Origin of the sequence: Dyella sedimenti, assembly GCF_022760995.1 — a bacterium.
Classification (GTDB): Bacteria; Pseudomonadota; Gammaproteobacteria; order Xanthomonadales; family Rhodanobacteraceae; genus Dyella; species Dyella sedimenti.
This window is the reverse complement of the sequence record NZ_JAKWJO010000005.1, coordinates 59754-78384: the sequence shown is the minus strand read 5'-3', so window position 1 is coordinate 78384 and position 18631 is coordinate 59754. Positions and strand designations below refer to the sequence as shown.

Here is an 18631-nt window from a genome sequence, read left to right as displayed (position 1 = left end):
CATGCACATGTGGCCTTGCGCCACTGTGGCTATCCGCCGCACGGATTATGGCGCCGCAATCACCGATAGCGGCAGGCGCAGGCGCATTTGTGCGCCATTGCCGGTATTGGACGCCGTCAATTCACCTTCCAACCGTTCCGCCGTGGCCTCGGCCAGCGCCAGGCCGATCCCCAGGCCCGTCTGCTTGTGCGAGCGCCCCAGCACGGCCAGGTCGTCGGTATTGCCGAAGCCGGGGCCGTGGTCGGTGACGATCAGCTCCAGGTAGCCGTTGTCGCGGCGCACGGTGAGTGCCACCGCCTGCGACTGGTTCAGGGCGGAGGCGTCGGCGGCGTTGTTCAGCAGGTTGATCAGCGCATGGCGCAGGCCGGGCGGGGTGCGCAGCACGGTGCGCGCGGCCTCCTGGTCCAGGGCCAGGGCCAGGTCGGCTTCCGGGCGCAGCAGCTGGAAGCGCTCCAGGCAGCCGTGGATGAAGCGGTCGACGGTGAGTTGCTCCGGCTCCTGCGAAAGCTGCGCCTGGCCGAAGGCGACCATCTCGCGGAGGATGGTGCGGCAGCGGTCCACCTGGCCTTCCAGCAGGGCCAGGTCGTCGGCCAGGGCCAGGTCGCCCGCATGCTCGCGGCGCAGTTCGGGCAGCAGGGTGCGCATGGTCGCCAGCGGCGTATTGAGCTCATGCGCCGCGCCGGCCGCCTGGGTGGCGATGGCGAGGATGCCTTCGTCGCGCAGGGCACGCTCGCGTACGCGCTGCACTTCCAACTGCTGCAACCGCAGGGCGCGGGCCAGCCGGTTGATGAAGAAGCCAAGCAGCACGGCCATGATGACGAAGTTCACGCCCATGCCCAGCACGTGCAGCGAGAAACCGCCGGTGCCTTCGTGCACGGGCACCGGCAGCGGCACGTACCAGAACAGCAGCACCACGTAGGCCGCGCCCACCAGCGCCGCTACCGACAGCACGGCGCCCACCGGCAAGGCCGCCGCGCTCAGCGCGATGGGGATCAGCAGCAGGGTGATGAAGGGGTTGCTGGCGCCGCCGGTGAAGTGCAGCAGGTAGCCCAGCAGCAGCGTGTCGACCGCCACGTGCAGGATGGTTTCCCACTGCTGGATCGGCCAGGGCTGGGTCAGCCGCCAGGCGGCGAACACGGCGAATACGGCGAGGATGCCGATGCCCACCATCAGCGGCAGCAGCGGGATGTCCAGTTGCATCCACAGCGCGCAGACCAGCACGGCGGCGCTCTGGCCGGCGATGGCGCAGATGCGCAGCCAAGCCAGGCTGCGGAAGAGGGGGCGTGGGCCGATGCGCTGCTGGGACATGGTGCGTTTCATGGTTCTTTTCCACCTCTCCCCTCGGGAAGAGGACCGAAGGGAGGGGCGCTCGCGACAAGACTGCAACAAACAGGGACGCGGGATATAGCGCTATCGCAATAAAACCGCCGGTCCCGGCCCTCCCTCCCTCGGGGACCCGCACCGCGTCGCCCGGCGGGGAGAGAGGGCGCGAGGCTTCACGCTTCCTCGCTGCGCACCGCCGGCAGTGGCGTATGCGCCTCGGCGTGGCTGCGCGAGAGGCGGTTCATCAGCGGCAGCATCACCACGGCGATCACCGTGCAGCCGATGCCCACGAAGCCGAGCTTGTTGAACAGGCCGACGTAGATGTTGAGCGATTCCACCGGGCTGCTGATGTTCTCCGGCATGGCGGCGAGGTTGGCCACTACGCTGCCCAGGTATTGCGAGATGCCCACGGCCACGTAGTAGGCGCCCATCATGAAGCCGCCCATGCGGGCGGGCACGTAGCGGGCGATCATGGCCAGGCCCAGGCCGCTGACCAGCAGCTCGCCCAGCGAGTACAGGCCATAGCCCCACACCATGGTCCACGAGGACACCTGGCCGTCCACCGCGCTGAGCGCGCCGAAGCCGTACATGAAGAAGCCCAGCGCCACGGCGGCGAAGCCCAGCGCGAACTTGAACGCCACCGACGGATCCCTGCCGATGCGGCCGAGCGTGTTGTAGGCCGCCACCAGCAGGGGACTCAGGATCACGATCCAGATCGCGTTGAGGTTCTGGTACTGCTCGGGGATCCAGTTGAACAGGTGGATGCCGAACACGTCGAACGACAGGTTGACGTTCTTCTGCGCGAACAGGTTCAGCGAGGTCGCCATCTGCGCGTAGAAGATGAAGAAGAAGATCGTCTGCACGGTGAGCACCAGCGCGGCGATCAGGCCGGCGCGTTCGCTCTTCTGGCTGATGGCGATCAGGTAGGCGAAGATGCCCAGGATCACGATGCCGGCCAGGATCACCGCGCCCTTGGCCACCGTAAGGCTTTGCAGGATGCCGGCGGCCACGAACACCAGCGCCAACGAGACGACGAACACCGCGGCGGCGCGGCCGGCGCCCACCGGCCTGTCGTCGGCCGGCGAGCCGATATGGGCCAGCGTGCGGTACATCAGCAGGTAGTTGCCCAGGCCCAGCGCGAGGCCGACGGCACAGGCGCCGAAGGCGGTATGCCAGCCCATGGCGTCGCTGTAGTGTGTGCCCACGTAGTTGCGGATCCACGGCGTGGCGGTCATCGACACCATCGAACCGACGTTCACCGCCATGTAGTAGATGGTGAAGGCGCTGTCGATGCGGGTGTCGTCGCCCTCGTAGATCTTGCGCACGAGGTTGCCGGCGTTGGGCTTGAAGAAGCCGTTGCCGACCACGATGACGCCCAGGGCGCAGTAGAGCAGGGTGGGGTTGTTGGAGGGAATCCACAGCAGCGCGTAGCCCAGGGCCAGCACCACGGCGCCGGTGAGCATGGTGCGGCGGGTGCCGATCAGCTTGTCGCCCACCCAGCCGCCGATGGCGGGGGTCGCGTAGATCAGGGCGGCGGCCGCGCCCCAGACCAGGTTGGCCTTGGTATCGATGAAGCCGAGCTTCTTCATCATGTAGGTGACCATCAACACCTGCATGCCGTAGAAGCCGAAGCGCTCCCACATCTCGATCAGGAACACGGTGCTGAACGAGCGGGTCTGCGAGACCGGGGGATTCTGTATTGCCATTCAATTGTCCGTACTGCGGTTCATACGACGACCGCGGAGCGGCCGGCTCATGCAACCCGGAACCGGGTCACAAACCGGCCAAGGGTAACGCATCCGTCATTCAGGTGGCGTTGCGATGCCGCAATGCAGGAAACTGCGCCCCCGGCATCCCTGGACCGGCTGTGGCATCATTCGAGGCTTATGCCCGCCGCCTGCGGCCATGCCACACGCTCAAGAGGACGACGACACCATGGCCGCCACCGGTTTCCGCGGACCCCGCCAGCTCTGGGCCGCCTTCAAGTGGTCCATGAAGGGGTTGCGTGCCGGCTGGCGCCACGAGGCCTCGTTCCGCTCGGAAGTGGGCCTGGCGGTGGTGCTGGTGCCGCTGGGCCTGTGGCTGGGCAACGGGGCGCTGGAGAAGATCGCCCTGGTGCTGCCGCCCGTGCTGGTGCTGTCCGCCGAACTGCTCAATTCGGCGGTGGAGGCGGTGGTGGACAAGGTCAGCCCGGAATTCCACGAACTGGCCGGCCGGGCCAAGGACATGGGCTCGGCCGCGGTCTTCCTGCTGCTGATGATGACCGTGCTGAGCTGGGGCCTCATCCTGTGGCCCCACGGGGGCTGAACGGTCCGGGCCATTCGCAAGATTGCGCCGGTCACGGCAGGATGCTGCAATGGCGGCTCCATCGGACCGGAGGCATCCCCCATGAAACTTCTACGTGTGCTTGCCTTGCTGCTGGTAGCCGCCGTCCTTTCCGGCTGCGGCTACAACGCCATCCAGCGCCAGGATGAGGTGGTCAAGCAGCAGTGGTCCGAGGTACTCAACCAGTATCAGCGGCGCGCCGACCTGGTGCCCAACCTGGTCAATACGGTGAAGGGCTATGCCCAGCATGAGGAGCGGGTGCTCACCGAGGTGACCAACGCGCGCGCCAAGGTGGGCAGCATGCAGTTGTCGGCCGACGACTTGAACGATCCGCAGAAGCTGCAACAGTTCCAGGCGGCGCAGGGCCAACTGTCCGGCGCGCTCTCGCGCCTCATGGTGGTCAGCGAGAACTATCCGCAGCTCAAGGCGGACGGCCTGTTCCAGAACCTGCAGGCGCAGTTGGAAGGCACCGAGAACCGCATCACCGTGGCGCGCAACCGCTACATCCAGGCGGTGCAGGAATACAACACGCTGGTCCGCACCTTCCCCAACAATCTCACCGCCAAGATGTTCGGCTACCAGGTCAAGCCGAACTTCTCGGTGGAGAACGAGAAGGCGATCTCTACCGCGCCGACCGTCGATTTCGGCGGTAGCGCACCCGCGCCCGCCAGCTCGGCGCATTGAGATGCGGCGGCGCGTGGGGCGCCTCCTGCTGGTGCTGGCGGCGGCCTTGTTGCCGCTGGCCTGGCCGCACGCGCAGGACGCCGCGCCCGCGGTGCCCCATCTCGCCCGGCACGTCACCGACCTGACCGGCACGCTGACGCCGCCGCAGGTGGACCAGCTCGACGCGCAATTGGTGGCGCTGGAAAAGAGCAAGGGCGCCCAACTGGTGGTACTGATGGTGCCCACCACCCAGCCGCAGGATATCGCGGAGTATTCGCTGGCGGTGGCCGAGGCCAACAGGATCGGCCGCAAGGGCACCGACGATGGCCTGCTGCTGCTGATCGCCAAGAACGACCGGCGCGTGCGCATCGAGGTTGGCTATGGCCTGGAAGGCGCGGTGCCGGACGCGGCCACGGCCCGCATCATCCGCGAGTACATCGCGCCGAAATTCCGCACCAACGACTACTTCGGCGGCATCAACGACGCCGTCGGCGCCTTGACCCAACTGGTCAACGGCGAGGCATTGCCGCCGCCGGTGGAAAGCGGCCAGCGAGAGCGGCGCGGCTTCGACGCCGGCCACGTGCTGCTGATCGGCGTGTTCGTGGCGTTCTTCCTGCGCGGCATCTTCGGCCGCTCGACCGTCTGGCTGCGCACGCCGCTGGGCGCCGCGATCACCGGCGGCCTGCTGTGGCTGCTCGCCGCGTCCATCGGGATGGGCATCCTGGGCGGGTTGATCGGCGGCGTGCTGATGCTGCTGCCGGCTGGCGGCGGTCGCTCGATCGGCGGCGGTGGCTGGGGCGGTTTTGGCGGCGGGGGATTCGGTGGCTGGGGCGGCGGCGGATTCGGCGGCGGCAGCGGTGGAGGTGGCGGCTTCAGCGGCGGTGGGGGCAGCTTCGGCGGCGGCGGTTCCTCGGGGAGCTGGTGACATGGCGCGCATGCAACGGCTGTGGATGAACCTGTTCGACGGCTGGTTCCAGTTGCGCCGGCGTTTTCCCGCGAGCCTGCTCGACGAGATGGCGGTCGCCATCGCCAACGGCGAGCGCGGGCACAAGGGCGAAGTATGCTTCGCCATCGAATCGCGGCTGGCGCCTGGCACGGTCCTCGCCGGCCTGGATGCGGAGCATCGCGCCCGGCAGGTCTTCGCCCAGCTCCACGTGTGGGATACCCAGCACAACAGCGGCGTGCTGTTCTACGTGCTGATGGCCGAGCACCGCGTGGTGATCCTGGCCGACCGTGGCGTGGCCGCCGTCGTGACGCAAGTGGAGTGGGATGCTGTCCGCGATCGCATGCTGGCGTGTTTCACGCGGGGTGAGTGGCGCAAGGGCTGTCTGGACGCCATCGCCGAGGCGCATGCGCTGCTCGCGCGGCATTTCCCGGGCAACGACAAGGACGCACCGGACGAGCTGCCGGATCGGCCGGTGATTCTCTAGCGTCGCTTGGCGGTTGGGTCGCGCACTGGGTGCGCTCCTACCAAGGGAATCGTTGCCTGTAGGAGCGCACCCAGTGCGCGATTCCACATAAAAAAAGGCGGGCCCGAAGGCCCGCCTCATCCAAAAATCCCGGCTCTTTCGAGCTTAGAACTTCTGGTTGTACGACACGTAGAAGTAACGATCGATGTCGAACGCCGGGTTGTACGGCGAGCTGCCGGTACCCGAGGTGGTCACCGAGTAGTAGTACGGCCCCTTCTTGTTGAAGATGTTGTTCACGCCGACGGTGAACACGCCCTTCCACGGCGCGGTATAGCGGAACTGCGCATCATTGAAGGCCACCGAACCCTTCTGGCTCATGCCGTACTGACCCCACCAGGGATTGGTGTAATTCGGCGAGCTGCACTCAATCAAAGCTTCCGGATCGTAGCAGTTGTCCTTCAAGCCAGAGTAGTAGCGGATGGTCCAGCTGGCGCCGAACTGCTTGAAGTCCCAGTCCACCTGCAGGTTCGAACGCAGGCGGTACAGGCCGTCCTCGCCGTCCATGAAGCCCACCGGCGTCACCGGGATGGCACCCGGGCCGCTGACCGTCTCGTACTTGGTCAGGTAGGTGCTGTCCGAGGCGATGCGGAAGCGGCCGATCGAGGTTTCCGGCAGGCGGTAGTGGATGCCGACGTCGTAGCCTTCGGTCTTCAGCGTGCCCAGGTTGGACAGGCCTTCGTTGAGCTGGTCGATCGAGCCGGCCGCCAGGTTCGACGTGGCGGTCTGGCTGCGCTGGAAGTTGTTGCAGAAGTTCTGGTCGCCCTGGATGTAGCAGAAGTTGACGATGTCCTGCGCCAGCACCGAGGAGATGATGTTCTTCACGTAGATGTTGTAGTAATCCACGGTGAAGTCCAGGCCATCGATCTGGTGCGGGCTGTAGACCAGGCCCAGCGTGCGGGTGATCGAGGTTTCCGGCTTCAGGTTCGGGTTGGAGCCCGACAGGAACGCCACCGGCGTTTGGCCGCCGTTGGTGCTGCCGATCTGCGCGCCGGTCTGGTCGACCTGGCGGTAGTTCGCCGGCACGCCCGCAGCGGCACAGCGCTGGGCAACCGTCGGGTTGGTCTTGGCTGCGCCGTATTGCGAGTCACACGGATCCAGGAACGTTTCGAAGCTCTGGCCGGTGCCGCCGTACAGGTCGCTGATGGTCGGCGCACGGAAGCCTTCGGCGTAGGTGCCGCGGACCAGCAGGTCCGCGAACGGACGCCAGCGGAAGCTGTACTTGTTGTTGGTGGTGCTGCCGAAGTTGCTGTAGTGCGAGTAGCGGCTGGCGATGTTCAGGCCCAGCTCCTGGGCGCCCGGCAGGTCACGCAGCAGCGGCACGTCGAGCTCGGCGTACGCTTCGTTGGTGTTGTAGGCGCCGGAGGTCGGGGCGCTGGCCAGGTTGGTGGTCAGGCCGGCCGAGTCGGCGGCGTCCGGACGGAAGTCGCCCTTCTCGCCGCGGTGCTCCACGCCCACGGCCAGGCTGACCGTGCCGGCCGGCAGGTCGAACAGGCCGCCGGACACGTTGGCGGTCCAGTCCGAGGTGTAGCTGGTCTGGCGGTCGGTGCTGACGTGGTTGACGTAGTTCCACACCGACTGCGGGGTGCCGCCCGGGCCGGCCAGGATGTTCCACGGCACGCAGCCCGCGGCGCGGTCGGCGGCGCTGGCGCAAGCGACCTGGCCGTCGATGATGGTCGTCGGGCCCAGGGCCGCGCGAGCATTCGGCAGGTAGATGTTGCCGGTGGTGACCTGCTTGATCTTGTTCTGGTCGTAGGTGAAGCCCGCGTCCCAGCTCCAGTCGTGGTTCAGGAACTGGAAGTAGCCTTCGGCGCCCAGGTCGATGTGCGCAAGCTTGGAATTGGAATCCGTGATGCGCGGCATTTCCACCGTGCGGCGGAAGAATTCGACATCCTGGCCCGGGAACGGGTTGTAGGCGTTCTGGCCGCTGATCAGGATCGGATCGTCAGCCACGCCCGACTGGAACGGATAGCCGGCCAGCTGGGCGGAGGTATCGCGCGTGCTGTAGCTGGCGGTGCCGTGCAGGGTGATGTTGTCGGTGAGCTTGTAGCGTTCCTGCAGGTACAGGTTCTTCAGCTTCGAGCCGGCGCGGAAGGTCATGTCCTTCTGCGTGTTGTACGTATCGGCGGTGCTGTTGGGGTCGTACAGGTGATAGCCGGCCGGTGCGCCATTCGACGTCGTGGCCGAGCCATGGTTGTACACGTACTGGTCGCCCGTGGTCGGATCGACCACGCGGCCCCACGGGCCGAGGCCGCGACCGGCGTCGGGGTGGCGCGGGCCCTGGGCGTAGGTGGTTTCGCTACGCTTGTCGTTCCACATCGGGTCGGTGTTCTGGTACGAGGCACCGATGATGATGGAGTTCTTTTCGGTGCTGTGGCCCCAGGTGAAGTCGTAGTTGGTGGTGGTGCCGTCGCCCTTGCCGTTCTGGCCGTAGTAGACGTTGGCTTCGGCGCCGTCGAACTTCTCCTTGGTGATGATGTTCACCACGCCGCCGATGGCGTCGGAGCCATAGATGGAGGAGGCGCCGTCCTTGAGGACGTCGATGCGCTCGATCATCGAGACCGGGATGGTCGACAGGTCGGTCAGGCCGGACAGGCTGGTGCTCCAGCGGTGGCCGTTGACCAGCACCAGGGTGCGCTGCGAGCCCAGGTTGCGGATGTTGACGTAGCGGCCGCCCACGTCAGTGCCGGAAGACAGCGTGTCCTGCGGGGTGATGTCCGGAGTACCGGCGGACGGCATGCGGGCCAGAATGTCGTTGACGTTGGTCAGGCCGGTGGCCTGGATGGCCGCCCTGTCCAGGGTGAATACCGGCTGCGAGGTTTCCACGTCCACGCTGCGAATGCGCGAACCGGTCACGGTGACGGTTTCGAGGCTCTTGGCCGAGGACTGGTCAGCCTGGGCGGGGGCAGCATCCTGTGCCGCCACCGACCACGTCTGCAGCACGAGCGCTGCGGCAATGGCAGCAGCCAGCAGTGTCTTTTGCTTCATTGTTGTGGAACTCCGAACAAAAAATAGCCAGCAGCCAGCGCGCTTGAGCTGGACGTCTGGATATGGGGAAGCACGCCGTGCCCTGGGGAGGGGCGTGGGGTGCAATGGCATCGCCGGGCTTGGGGGACAGGCGATGTAAGCCCGACGTTAAAACAAAGTGACGTACAGGTGCAAGCCTATTGAAACATTCATCCCTTACCGCATTCCGTAGTGTGATTCATTCGAATGCATGCGTAGGAGGAACGATGGCCTGCGTGGCGGCCGGATGCCCAGCGAAGGCGCCGCCGGCTACACTGGCGCATTGCCTGCTATCCCTCTTGCCCATGACGCAGCCCTATACCGTCGCCATCGACCCTGTTGCCTTCCATCTGGGGCCACTGCAGATCCATTGGTACGGTTTGATGTACCTGGGCGGCTTCGTCGGGGCGTGGCTATTGGCCGAGTACCGCCGCCGCCACGGCCGCCTGCCGGTGACGCGCGATGCGTTGGGCGACCTGGCCTTCTACGTGATGATGGGCGTGATCGTGGGCGGGCGCGTGGGCTACATGCTGTTCTACGCGGACCTGCACTGGATCTGGCAGGATCCGCTGGCGTTGTTCCGGGTATGGGACGGCGGCATGAGCTTCCATGGCGGCCTGCTGGGCGTGCTGGTCGCGGGCCTGTGGTGGTCGCGCCGCAACCAGATGCATTTCTTCGACACGGTGGATTTCGTGGCGCCCATCGTACCGATCGGCCTGGGGCTGGGGCGCCTGGGCAATTTCATCAACGGCGAGTTGTGGGGCAAGCCCAGCGACGTGCCGTGGGCGATGATCTTCCCGCATGCCCGTGAATGCCACGAACTTTCCTGCGACGCGCCGTGGGCCGCTTCGCATCCGCAATGGCAGGCGACGCTGGCGCAGTTCGGCGCGCTGCCGCGCCATCCATCGCAGCTGTACGAAATGCTGCTGGAGGGCGTGGTGCTGTTCACCGTGCTGTGGCTGGTGTCGATGAAGCCGCGCCCGCGCTACCTGATTTCCGGGCTGTTCGCCCTGCTGTATGGCTGCTTCCGTTTCGGCGTGGAATTCGTGCGTTTGCCGGACTTTCCGCGGCCGGGCTATCTCGCCTGGGGCTGGCTGACCATGGGGCAGGTGCTGTCGCTGCCGTTGGTCATCATCGGCATTGTCCTGCTGGTGATGTCGCGCAAGGCGCCGACCTTGCGGCCCTTCACGGTCGCCATGCCGGCCAAGGAGTAACCGATCCATGCGTGCCTACCTGAACCTGCTGCAGCACGTGCTCGACCATGGCACCGCCAAGGCCGACCGCACCGGCACCGGCACGCGCAGCGTGTTCGGCTGGCAGATGCGTTTCGACCTGGCCAAGGGTTTCCCGCTGGTCACCACCAAGAAGCTGCACCTGAAATCCATCGTCCACGAGCTGATTTGGTTCCTCCGCGGCGAGACCAATATCGCCTACCTCAAGGAACACGGCGTCAGCATCTGGGACGAATGGGCCGACGCCGATGGCGAGCTGGGGCCGGTGTATGGCCGCCAGTGGCGCGCCTGGCCGACGGCCGACGGCGGCGCCGTGGACCAGATCCGCTGGGTGGTGGACGAGATCAAGCGCAACCCCGATTCGCGCCGGCTGGTGGTCAGCGCCTGGAACGTGGGCGAGCTGCCGAAGATGGCGCTGATGCCTTGCCACGCGCTGTTCCAGTTCTACGTGGCCGACGGCAAGCTCAGCTGCCAGCTGTACCAGCGCTCGGGCGATATCTTCCTGGGCGTGCCGTTCAACATCGCCAGCTATGCCCTGCTGACCCACATGATCGCCCAGGTCTGCGGCCTGGGCGTGGGCGATTTCGTGCACACGCTGGGCGACGCGCACCTGTACAACAACCACGTGGAGCAGGCGCGCCTGCAGCTGACCCGCGAGCCGCGCCCGCTGCCGAGGCTGCGGCTCAATCCCGAGGTGCGCTCGCTATTCGAATTTTGCTACGACGACATCGCCATCGTCGGCTATGAGCCGCACGGGGCCATCAAGGCGCCGGTGGCGGTGTAACAGTGCCGTTGGTCGGGCGTGGACGCTTTGCCGCATCCTGCTAAGATCGGCGCGCGCCGCGCTACCGGCCGGCGCGGGGCTGGCTCCCTATGATGCAAGGATTTCCATGGCTATTTCGCTGATCGCCGCACTGGACGAGAACTTCGCCATCGGTCGCAAGGGACAGCTTCCCTGGCACCTGCCGGACGATCTGCGCTGGTTCAAGGAGCTGACGCTCGGGAAATACGTGCTGATGGGCTACAACACCGCCGTGGCCATCGGGCGCGCCCTGCCGGACCGTACCAACCTGGTACTCAGCCGCCGGCATGAGGCGCCGTTTCCGGGCCAGGTCACCGTGCGCTCCGTGCCCGAGGCGCAGGCGCGCACGGCGGGTACCGGCTTGATGGTGATCGGCGGCGGCGCGGTGTATGCCGAGGCACTGCCGCAGGCCCGGCGCCTGTACCTCACCTGGGTCAATGCGGCCGTCGATGGCGCCGACACCTTCTTCCCTGGCGTGCACTTCAGCGAATGGACCGAAGTGTCCCGCGTGCACCACAAGAAGGATGCCGAGCACGCCTACGATTTCGACATGGTCGAGTACATCCGCAACGATTGAGCGAGCGCTCTTCCTTGTCCGTATCCGCCCCGGCCATGCACGTGATGGCTGGCGTGCTGCGCGATGCGTCTGGCCGGGTGCTGCTGGCGCAACGGCCGCCCGGCAAGCACCTGGCGGGCCTGTGGGAGTTCCCCGGAGGCAAGCTGGAACCCGGCGAATCGCCCGTGGCCGGACTGGCGCGTGAACTGCGCGAGGAACTGGGTGTGGAGGCGGCGGCCGACCGGCCATTGATCCGCATTCCCTGGCGCTATGGCGAGCGTTCGCTGCTATTGGACGCCTGGACGGTTCGCCAATGGCAAGGCGAGCCGGCCTCGCTGGAAGGGCAGGCGCTGCGATGGTGCGATCCCGCCGACGTGGACCTGTCGTCGTTGGCGCCGGCCGACCGTTTCATCCTGCGGGCGGTGCAACTGCCCGCGCATTATCTGATCACGCCGGCCGAAGTGCCGCCCGAGGCCTTTCCGGATTGGCGGCAGCGGCTGGCCGGTGTGCTTGCTGGCGGTGAGCGGCTGGTCCTGCTACGCCTGCCTTTATGGGATATCGAACAGGTGCGCGAGCTGGCGCGCGCCCTGTTGCCCGTATCGCGTCCCCTTGGCGCGCATCTGCTGCTGAGCGGCGACGTGGCCGGTGCGCTGGCGCTGGGCGAGGGCGTGGGCGTACAGCTGAAGGCCCGCCAATTGGCTGGGCTGGCGACCAGGCCGCTGCCATTGAATCAATGGATCGGCGCCAGTTGCCACGATGCGGCCGACCTGGATCGCGCCCAACGGGTGGCCGACTTCGCCACCTTGTCGCCGGTAGCGGCAACCGCGACGCATCCGGAGGCAGTGCCGCTGGGCTGGCCGGTTTTCCATGGACTGGTTGAGGCCGCTGCCTTGCCGGTCTATGCCCTGGGCGGCATGCACCGGGACGACACCGAGACGGCTAGGCGGGCCGGCGGACAGGGCGTGGCGGGGATTCGCGGCTTCTGGTGAACAGCGCCAATGATGATTCCCCTTGTCCAGGGAGTCAGGGCGGGCTGCCTTGGCTCCTCCCCTGCGGGCAGGGGGAGGTTGGGAGGGGGGCTTGTTGAAGCGCTCAACCCGCCGACGCCAACGCCAGATAACGGGCATGCAGCCGCGCGACGGCATGGTCCAGCTCGGCTTCGTCGCCACTGTTCTCGATGACGTCATGCGCTAGCGCCAGGCGGCGCTCGCGCGTGGCCTGGCGCTCTATCATGCGCCGTGCCAGCGACTCTTCGATGCCGTCGCGGCGCACCAGCCGGTCGAGCTGCAACGCTTCCGGCGCATCGACCACCAGGACGCGGTCCACCCAGTCGTAGTGGCTGGCATTCTCGGCCAGTAGCGGGATGGCCAGCAGGCAATAGGGGCCATGGTCGGCCAGGGCGTGTTCGTGCAGCCAGGCGCGGACGCGGGGGTGAATGATGGCCTCCAGCGCGTGCCTTGCCTCGTCGTCGCCGAAGATGCGCTGGCGCATGGCCGTGCGATCGAGCTGGCCGCCGGCATCCAATACCCCGGCGCCAAAGCGCTCCACCACCGCGCGCAGGCCCTCCGTGCCTGGGGCCACCACCTCGCGCGCGGCTACGTCGGCGTCGTAGACATGGATGCCCAGCGCCTCGAAACGCCGCGAGATGGCGCTCTTGCCGGCGGCGATGCCGCCGGTCAAGGCCACCACATAGCTGCGGCGAGGCGTGTTCACCGTAGCCCGGTCAGCAGCAGGTAGTGCTGCAGCAGCCAGTCGCCCGCCATGAACCACACCCAGCCGGCCGCTGCGATAAAGGGACCGAACGGCATGGGCACGTCACGCCCGTGCTTGCGCAGGGCGATCAGGGTGCCACCGACCAAGGCGCCGATCAGCGAGGACAGCAGGACCACCGGCAGCAGGGCGGTCGGCCCCATCCAGGCGCCCAGCGCGGCCAGCAGCTTGAAGTCGCCGTAACCCATGCCTTCTTTGCCGGTCAGCAGCTTGAACAGCCAGTACACGCTCCATAGGCTCAGATAGCCGATGGCGGCCCCCAGGATGGCCGCGTGCGGCAGCACGAACATCGGCAGCAGGGAAAGCAGCAGGCCCAGCCACAGCAGCGGATAGTTGAGCTGGTCCGGCAGGTACTGAGTACGGAAATCAATACCCGACAGCGCGATCAGCAGCCAGGTGAAGGCCAGCCCGGCCAGGGCGGTCCATGTCGGCCCCAGTTTCCACACGATGAGGGCACTCAGCACGCCGCAAAGCAATTCGACCAGCGGGTACTGGATGGAAATCGGCGCCTTGCAATAGCGGCAGCGCCCACCCAGCAGGAGCCAGCCGAACAGCGGGATATTGTCGTACGCCGCGAGAGGGTGGTGGCAATGGGGACAATGCGAAGGCTCGCGCACGATGCCTGGTGGCATTGGCTGGCCGTCCGGCTCCAGTTCCAGCGTATCGAACGCATCCAGCCGCCACTCGGCCTTCATCCGCTCGGGCAGGCGAAGGATCACCACATTGAGAAAACTGCCCACCAACAGGCCGAGCACGCCGGCAGCGAGTATCCAAAGCCAGTGCGGAAGATCGAGCATGCAGAGGTTCCAGCAGCTATAAAAAAAGCCCCCCTCCCGGCGGGAGAGGGGCCCGGATCGGGGCCAAGCTTACACGGTGCCTGCGAGCTTGAAGATCGGCAGATACAGCGAGATCACCATGCCGCCCACCAGCACGCCGAGGATCACCATGATCAGGGGCTCCAGCAGGGTCGACAGGGTGTCGACGGCGTTGTTCACCTCTTCCTCGTAGAACTCCGCGACCTTGAACAGCATATGGTCGAGTGCACCGGATTCCTCGCCGATGGCGGTCATCTGCACCACCATGTTCGGGAACAGCCCGGTCTGGCGCATGGAAAGCTGCAACTGATGACCCACGGCCACGTCCTCGCGCATCTGGTGAACCGCATCACTGTAGACGATGCTGCCGGTGGCGCCTGCCACAGCATCCAGAGCTTCCACCAACGGTACACCCGCCTTGAAGGTCACGCCTAGCGTACGAGCAAAGCGGGCGATAGCCGACTGGCGCAGGATATTGCCCATGACGGGCAGCCGTAGCGAGATTCGGTCGAGGAGATGGGCGAATTTGGGGGAGCGCTTCTTGCCCATGATGATCGCGACGACACCACCCACAATACCGCCGATGACGACCCACCAATAGGACTTCATGAAGTCCGATGCGCTGATCACGAACTGCGTGGGCGCGGGCAGCGCCGCGCCGGCGTCCTTGAAGGTCTGTGCGAATACCGGCACCACGAACAGCAGCAGGATCATGCTGACCAGGATGGCCACTGCTAGCACCATGATTGGGTAGAACAAGGCCTTCTTGATCTTGGACTTGATGCCCTCCATGCGCTCCTTGTACGTCGCTACCGTATCCAGCACGGTGTCGAGCACGCCAGCCGACTCGCCGGCATGCACCAGGTTGCGATAGAGCTCGTCGAACTGGACGGGGTACTTGGCCAGGGCCTCGTGCAAGGCCGAGCCGCCCTCGATACTCTGCTTCACATCGGTGAGCATGTTCTTGAAGCGGATGTTTTTCTGGCCGTCGGCAATGATCTCGAAGGCCTGCACCATCGGCACGCCGGAGGCCATCATGGTGGCGATCTGGCGGCTGAAGATGGCCACGTCACGGGGCTTCACCGTGCTGCCGGTGGCGCCGAACAGGGGTTTGGAGCGTTCCCGCACGGTCTGCGGGTTCATGCCCTGGCGGCGCAGTTCCGCCTTGACCAGCGAGGCGTTCTTCGCCGGCATTTCGCCCTTCATGCGCTTGCCGCGCTTGTCGAGCGCAACCCAGTCGTACATGGTCAGCTTGCTGACCTCTGCGCGTTGCGCGGCAAGCTTCTCGGTGCTCTTAGCGGTGGCGGTGGCCGTGGCCATGGTATTCCTTCCCCCCTGCTTGTTCGGTCGGGCCGCCTCAGGATGGCGACTGCCTGATTTTATTCAGCTTAAGCCATTCCCCCAGGGTAATTCGTGGTCCCGGGCGCAACTTCAGTGTGACGAACCGCCTCGTCCCGCCTGGTCGATGCCTGGCGGGTACCTTAGTCCTTGGTGACGCGGTCGATTTCGGCTAGGCTGGTGACGCCCTTCTTGACCTTCAGCAACGCGGAGGCACGCAGGTCATTGACGCCCGCCTTGCGGGCCACTTCGGCGATCTGCAGCGCATTGCCGCCTTGCAGCACGATCTTCTGGATATCCTCCAGCATGGGCATGACCTGGTAGATGCCGACGCGGCCCTTGTAGCCTTCATTGCAGGCATCGCAGCCGACGGCTTCATAGATGGTCAGGCCGGCGTCGATGTCTTCCTGGGTAAAGCCGGCATCCAGCAACGTCTGGGGCGGCAGGTCCATGGGCTTTTTGCAGTCGTGCAAGCGACGAGCCAGTCGCTGCGCGATCACCAGGGTTACCGAGGAAGTGATGTTGTAGGGCGCGATACCCATGTTCATCAGGCGCGAGATGGTCTGCGGTGCGTCGTTGGTGTGCAGCGTGGAAAGCACCATATGGCCGGTCTGCGCCGCTTTGATGGCGATCTCGGCCGTTTCCAGGTCGCGGATTTCGCCGACCATGATCACATCCGGGTCCTGGCGCAGGAAGGAGCGCAAGGCTGCCGCGAAGGTCATGCCGCGCTTGACGTTCTGCTGGACCTGGTTGATGCCCTCGACACGGATTTCCACCGGGTCTTCCACTGTCGAGATATTGCGTTCGGCGGTGTTGAGGATGTTGAGTGCCGTATACAGCGACACCGTCTTACCTGAACCGGTCGGGCCCGTGACCAGCACCATGCCATAGGGCTTATGGATGGCATCCAGGTAGAGCTTTTTCTGCTCGTCCTCATAGCCCAGGGCGTCGATGCCCAGCTTCGCGGCGGAGCCGTCCAGGATACGCAGCACGATCTTCTCGCCGAACAGTGTCGGCAACGTGCTGACGCGGAAGTCCACTGCACGGCTCTTGGAGAGGTTGAGCTTGATGCGTCCATCCTGAGGCACGCGGCGTTCGGCGATATCCAGGCCGGACATCACCTTCAGGCGCGAGGAGATACGCGATGCCAGCTTCATGGGGGGGCTGGCCACGGCGCGAAGCATGCCATCCATGCGCAAACGCACACGATATTGGGTTTCGAAGGGTTCGAAGTGGATATCCGAAGCGCCGCGCTTGATGGCATCCACCAGGATTTTGTTGACGAACTTGACGACTGGCGCATCGTCGTTGGCATTGGCGTCGATGCCGGTGGTTTCGGCCTCTTCGTCGCCTCCCTCCAGTGCCAGCTCGTCCAAGTCGCCGCCGCCGAGGTCGGGTACGGTGGCGCTCATGGTATTGAGCATGGTCTCGATGGCGCGCATCAACTGGCCGCGCTCCACCAGTATGGGTTCCACCATGCAGTTGGAGTGGAACTTGATTTCGTCCAGTGCGTGGGATTGCATCGGGTCGGCAATGCCCACGAACAAACGCTTGCCGCGCTTGAACAGCGGCAGGGCGTGATGCTTGTTGATCAGCGCCTCGCTGATCAGGTTGGATGGCATGTGGGCGGGAGCGATAGTGCTCACATCCATCATGGGCATACCGAACTCGTCAGAAGCGATGCGGGTCAGACGGGCGCTGTCCACCAGGTTGTGGTCCAGCAGCCAGGCGGTCAGCGTGGCCTTGTGCTGCAGCGAGTCCGCCACGGCCTTGCGCACATCAGCCTCGGGTAGGACATCCTCCGATACCAGCCTGCGCGCCAAGCCGGATAGGCCCGCGAGCGAGGGTTGCATTAACGTTGACATGGCGGTTTTGGCTCAGCCCCCTGATTGGATAGGAATTTACCCTAGTTCAATGGGTTGGTCACGCAGCAAGGACAAGGGTATGCGCCTGAGGTGACGTGCCGCACAGATGCATGCGAGCCACCTCCCAGAACGGTAAGCAACTGCCGTGCCCGAGCGAGGGGTCATGGACGGCTGCCTTGGGATTGGGATAGAAAGCCGGCTTTCACCTTGAGAATCGACCGTGTCATCTGATGCCTCGCAGCAACCTTTCCTGGTCTTTGGCGCTCCTCGTATCGAGGAGGATGAGATTGCCGAAGTCGAGGCCTGTCTACGCTCCGGCTGGTTAGGGACGGGGCCACGGGTTGCGCAATTCGAGCGGGACTTTGCCGCTTGGCGAGGGGTGCGGTCGTCTCAGGTGGCTGCCGTCAATTCCTGTACGGCAGCCCTGCACGTAAGTATGGTGGCGGCGGGATTGGAGCCAGGCAGTGAAGTCATCACCACGCCCCTCACATTCTGCGCCACGGTCAATGCCATCCTCCATGCTGGACTGACCCCAGTCCTGGCCGATGTCGACCCTGTGACCCAGAACATCGATCCAGATGCGATCGAGGCCGCCATTACCCCCCGGACCCGGGCCATCCTGCCGGTTCACTTTGCCGGGCGGCCCTGCGATATGGACCGGATCATGGCCATTGCCGACAAGCACGGCCTGATGGTGATCGAGGATTGCGCCCACGCCATCGAAACCGAGTTCCATGGCCGGCCTGCCGGTACCTTCGGCGATTTCGGCTGCTTCAGCTTCTATGTGACTAAAAACGTCGTGACGGGCGAGGGAGGCATGATTCTGGGGCGCGATGAAGAGCATGTTGCCCGTGCCCGTATCTTGGCCCTGCATGGCATGAGCAAGGACGCCTGGCATCGCTTCGGTGACAAGGGTTACAAGCATTACCAGGTGGTCGAATGCGGCTTCAAATACAACATGATGGATCTGCAGGCTGCCATCGGTATCCACCAGTTGGCCCGAGTCGAGCAGAACTGGCAGCGGCGGAGAGAGTTGTGGCAACGCTATGACCATGCCCTTGAGGGGCTACCCATCGACCTGCCTGCCCCGCCAGAAGCACAGACCCGGCACGGCTATCACCTCTATACCGTGATGATCGATGAGGCGCGCTGTGGCTTGAGTCGGGATGGCTTTCTCGATGCAATGAACGCGGCTCGCATCGGTGCAGGCGTGCATTACCTATCCGTACCAGAGCACCCCTATTACCAGCAACGTTTTGGCTGGCGGCCCGAGCAGTGGCCGCAAGCGATGCGTCTCGGCCGGCAGACCGTCAGCCTTCCATTGTCTCCGGCCATGTCTGATGGTGATGCGGAACGGGTTGTGCAGGCGGTGAAGGTGCTGTTGGGGCGCTAGTGATAAGGGGTTGCTGTGCACCACGCAAACGTCAAGTTCGCCACATCTACCGGCTTATGGCCGGGTTATGATGACTC

The 18631-nt window shown here is 65.3% G+C and carries 16 protein-coding genes; 9 read left to right on the top strand and 7 right to left on the bottom strand.

Going from position 1 to position 18631, the window contains the following annotated elements; translation table 11 throughout:
• Positions 1 to 45: 45 nt before the first annotated feature.
• Together MJ605_RS12085 and MJ605_RS12080 are read right to left on the bottom strand one after the other, a co-directional pair.
• Positions 46 to 1320 (bottom strand): ATP-binding protein, encoded by a 1275-nt coding sequence (locus MJ605_RS12085; protein ID WP_243041776.1) that lies wholly within the window; start codon positions 1318 to 1320, stop codon positions 46 to 48.
• A 176-nt stretch (positions 1321 to 1496) separates the two neighbouring features.
• Positions 1497 to 3029: a peptide MFS transporter gene (locus tag MJ605_RS12080; protein ID WP_243041775.1), complete on the bottom strand. Its 1533-nt coding sequence runs from the start codon at positions 3027 to 3029 to the stop codon at positions 1497 to 1499.
• A 229-nt stretch (positions 3030 to 3258) separates the two neighbouring features.
• On the opposite strand from MJ605_RS12080, the gene MJ605_RS12075 reads away from it, so the two are divergent.
• The 4 genes from MJ605_RS12075 to MJ605_RS12060 all read left to right on the top strand — a co-directional run bounded on the left by MJ605_RS12075 (position 3259) and on the right by MJ605_RS12060 (position 5741).
• Entirely contained in the window at positions 3259 to 3630 is a 372-nt protein-coding gene (locus tag MJ605_RS12075) for a diacylglycerol kinase (RefSeq protein ID WP_243041978.1), read from the top strand.
• A gap of 81 nt (positions 3631 to 3711) precedes the next feature.
• Positions 3712 to 4332, top strand: a complete 621-nt coding sequence (locus MJ605_RS12070; protein WP_243041774.1) for a LemA family protein — start codon at positions 3712 to 3714, stop codon at positions 4330 to 4332.
• Between the two features lies 1 nt (position 4333).
• On the top strand, positions 4334 to 5236 hold the full coding sequence (locus tag MJ605_RS12065; protein ID WP_243041773.1) for a TPM domain-containing protein: 903 nt from the start codon (positions 4334 to 4336) through the stop codon (positions 5234 to 5236).
• Between the two features lies 1 nt (position 5237).
• Positions 5238 to 5741, top strand: coding sequence for a TPM domain-containing protein (locus tag MJ605_RS12060; protein ID WP_243041772.1), 504 nt, complete (start codon positions 5238 to 5240; stop codon positions 5739 to 5741).
• 144 nt (positions 5742 to 5885) lie between these two features.
• On the opposite strand, the gene MJ605_RS12055 is transcribed toward MJ605_RS12060, so the two are convergent.
• A complete protein-coding gene (locus tag MJ605_RS12055) occupies positions 5886 to 8765 on the bottom strand; it encodes a TonB-dependent receptor plug domain-containing protein (protein WP_243041771.1) in 2880 nt (959 codons plus the stop codon).
• A gap of 323 nt (positions 8766 to 9088) precedes the next feature.
• Between MJ605_RS12055 and lgt the strand changes: the two genes are divergently transcribed.
• From lgt to MJ605_RS12035, 4 genes are all read left to right on the top strand, one after another.
• A complete protein-coding gene (gene lgt, locus MJ605_RS12050; RefSeq protein WP_243041770.1) occupies positions 9089 to 9997 on the top strand; it encodes a prolipoprotein diacylglyceryl transferase in 909 nt (302 codons plus the stop codon).
• Between the two features lie 7 nt (positions 9998 to 10004).
• Positions 10005 to 10799 (top strand): thymidylate synthase, encoded by a 795-nt coding sequence (locus MJ605_RS12045; protein WP_243041769.1) that lies wholly within the window; start codon positions 10005 to 10007, stop codon positions 10797 to 10799.
• Positions 10800 to 10905: 106 nt separating this feature from the next.
• A complete protein-coding gene (locus MJ605_RS12040) occupies positions 10906 to 11394 on the top strand; it encodes a dihydrofolate reductase (protein ID WP_243041768.1) in 489 nt (162 codons plus the stop codon).
• Positions 11395 to 11408: 14 nt separating this feature from the next.
• Complete coding sequence (locus MJ605_RS12035) at positions 11409 to 12362, top strand: Nudix family hydrolase (protein ID WP_243041767.1); 954 nt, start codon at positions 11409 to 11411, stop codon at positions 12360 to 12362.
• Between the two features lie 103 nt (positions 12363 to 12465).
• Here the strand turns inward: MJ605_RS12035 and coaE are convergent, their stop codons facing one another.
• The 4 genes from coaE to pilB all read right to left on the bottom strand — a co-directional run bounded on the left by coaE (position 12466) and on the right by pilB (position 17161).
• Positions 12466 to 13086: a dephospho-CoA kinase gene (coaE, locus tag MJ605_RS12030; protein ID WP_243041766.1), complete on the bottom strand. Its 621-nt coding sequence runs from the start codon at positions 13084 to 13086 to the stop codon at positions 12466 to 12468.
• Positions 13083 to 13940 carry a prepilin peptidase gene (locus tag MJ605_RS12025; protein ID WP_243041765.1) on the bottom strand — a complete coding sequence of 286 codons (858 nt, stop codon included), beginning with the start codon at positions 13938 to 13940 and terminating at the stop codon, positions 13083 to 13085. Before MJ605_RS12025 ends, coaE begins: the two co-directional genes overlap by 4 nt.
• A 69-nt stretch (positions 13941 to 14009) precedes the next feature.
• Positions 14010 to 15278: a type II secretion system F family protein gene (locus MJ605_RS12020; protein WP_279237564.1), complete on the bottom strand. Its 1269-nt coding sequence runs from the start codon at positions 15276 to 15278 to the stop codon at positions 14010 to 14012.
• Positions 15279 to 15439: 161 nt separating this feature from the next.
• A complete protein-coding gene (pilB, locus tag MJ605_RS12015) occupies positions 15440 to 17161 on the bottom strand; it encodes a type IV-A pilus assembly ATPase PilB (RefSeq protein WP_243041764.1) in 1722 nt (573 codons plus the stop codon).
• A 220-nt stretch (positions 17162 to 17381) separates the two neighbouring features.
• On the opposite strand from pilB, the gene MJ605_RS12010 reads away from it, so the two are divergent.
• Positions 17382 to 18554: a DegT/DnrJ/EryC1/StrS family aminotransferase gene (locus MJ605_RS12010; protein WP_243041763.1), complete on the top strand. Its 1173-nt coding sequence runs from the start codon at positions 17382 to 17384 to the stop codon at positions 18552 to 18554.
• Positions 18555 to 18631: the final 77 nt, after the last annotated feature.

What these genes read in the sequence shown, in the direction of transcription:
- MJ605_RS12085 (WP_243041776.1), bottom strand. Translation starts at nt 1,320, where the DNA reads ATGAAACGCACCATGTCCCAGCAGCGCATCGGCCCACGCCCCCTCTTC.
- MJ605_RS12080 (WP_243041775.1), bottom strand. Translation starts at nt 3,029, where the DNA reads ATGGCAATACAGAATCCCCCGGTCTCGCAGACCCGCTCGTTCAGCACC.
- MJ605_RS12075 (WP_243041978.1), top strand. Translation starts at nt 3,259, where the DNA reads ATGGCCGCCACCGGTTTCCGCGGACCCCGCCAGCTCTGGGCCGCCTTC.
- MJ605_RS12070 (WP_243041774.1), top strand. Translation starts at nt 3,712, where the DNA reads ATGAAACTTCTACGTGTGCTTGCCTTGCTGCTGGTAGCCGCCGTCCTT.
- MJ605_RS12065 (WP_243041773.1), top strand. Translation starts at nt 4,334, where the DNA reads ATGCGGCGGCGCGTGGGGCGCCTCCTGCTGGTGCTGGCGGCGGCCTTG.
- MJ605_RS12060 (WP_243041772.1), top strand. Translation starts at nt 5,238, where the DNA reads ATGGCGCGCATGCAACGGCTGTGGATGAACCTGTTCGACGGCTGGTTC.
- MJ605_RS12055 (WP_243041771.1), bottom strand. Translation starts at nt 8,765, where the DNA reads ATGAAGCAAAAGACACTGCTGGCTGCTGCCATTGCCGCAGCGCTCGTG.
- lgt (WP_243041770.1), top strand. Translation starts at nt 9,089, where the DNA reads ATGACGCAGCCCTATACCGTCGCCATCGACCCTGTTGCCTTCCATCTG.
- MJ605_RS12045 (WP_243041769.1), top strand. Translation starts at nt 10,005, where the DNA reads ATGCGTGCCTACCTGAACCTGCTGCAGCACGTGCTCGACCATGGCACC.
- MJ605_RS12040 (WP_243041768.1), top strand. Translation starts at nt 10,906, where the DNA reads ATGGCTATTTCGCTGATCGCCGCACTGGACGAGAACTTCGCCATCGGT.
- MJ605_RS12025 (WP_243041765.1), bottom strand. Translation starts at nt 13,940, where the DNA reads ATGCTCGATCTTCCGCACTGGCTTTGGATACTCGCTGCCGGCGTGCTC.
- MJ605_RS12020 (WP_279237564.1), bottom strand. Translation starts at nt 15,278, where the DNA reads ATGGCCACGGCCACCGCCACCGCTAAGAGCACCGAGAAGCTTGCCGCG.
- pilB (WP_243041764.1), bottom strand. Translation starts at nt 17,161, where the DNA reads ATGTCAACGTTAATGCAACCCTCGCTCGCGGGCCTATCCGGCTTGGCG.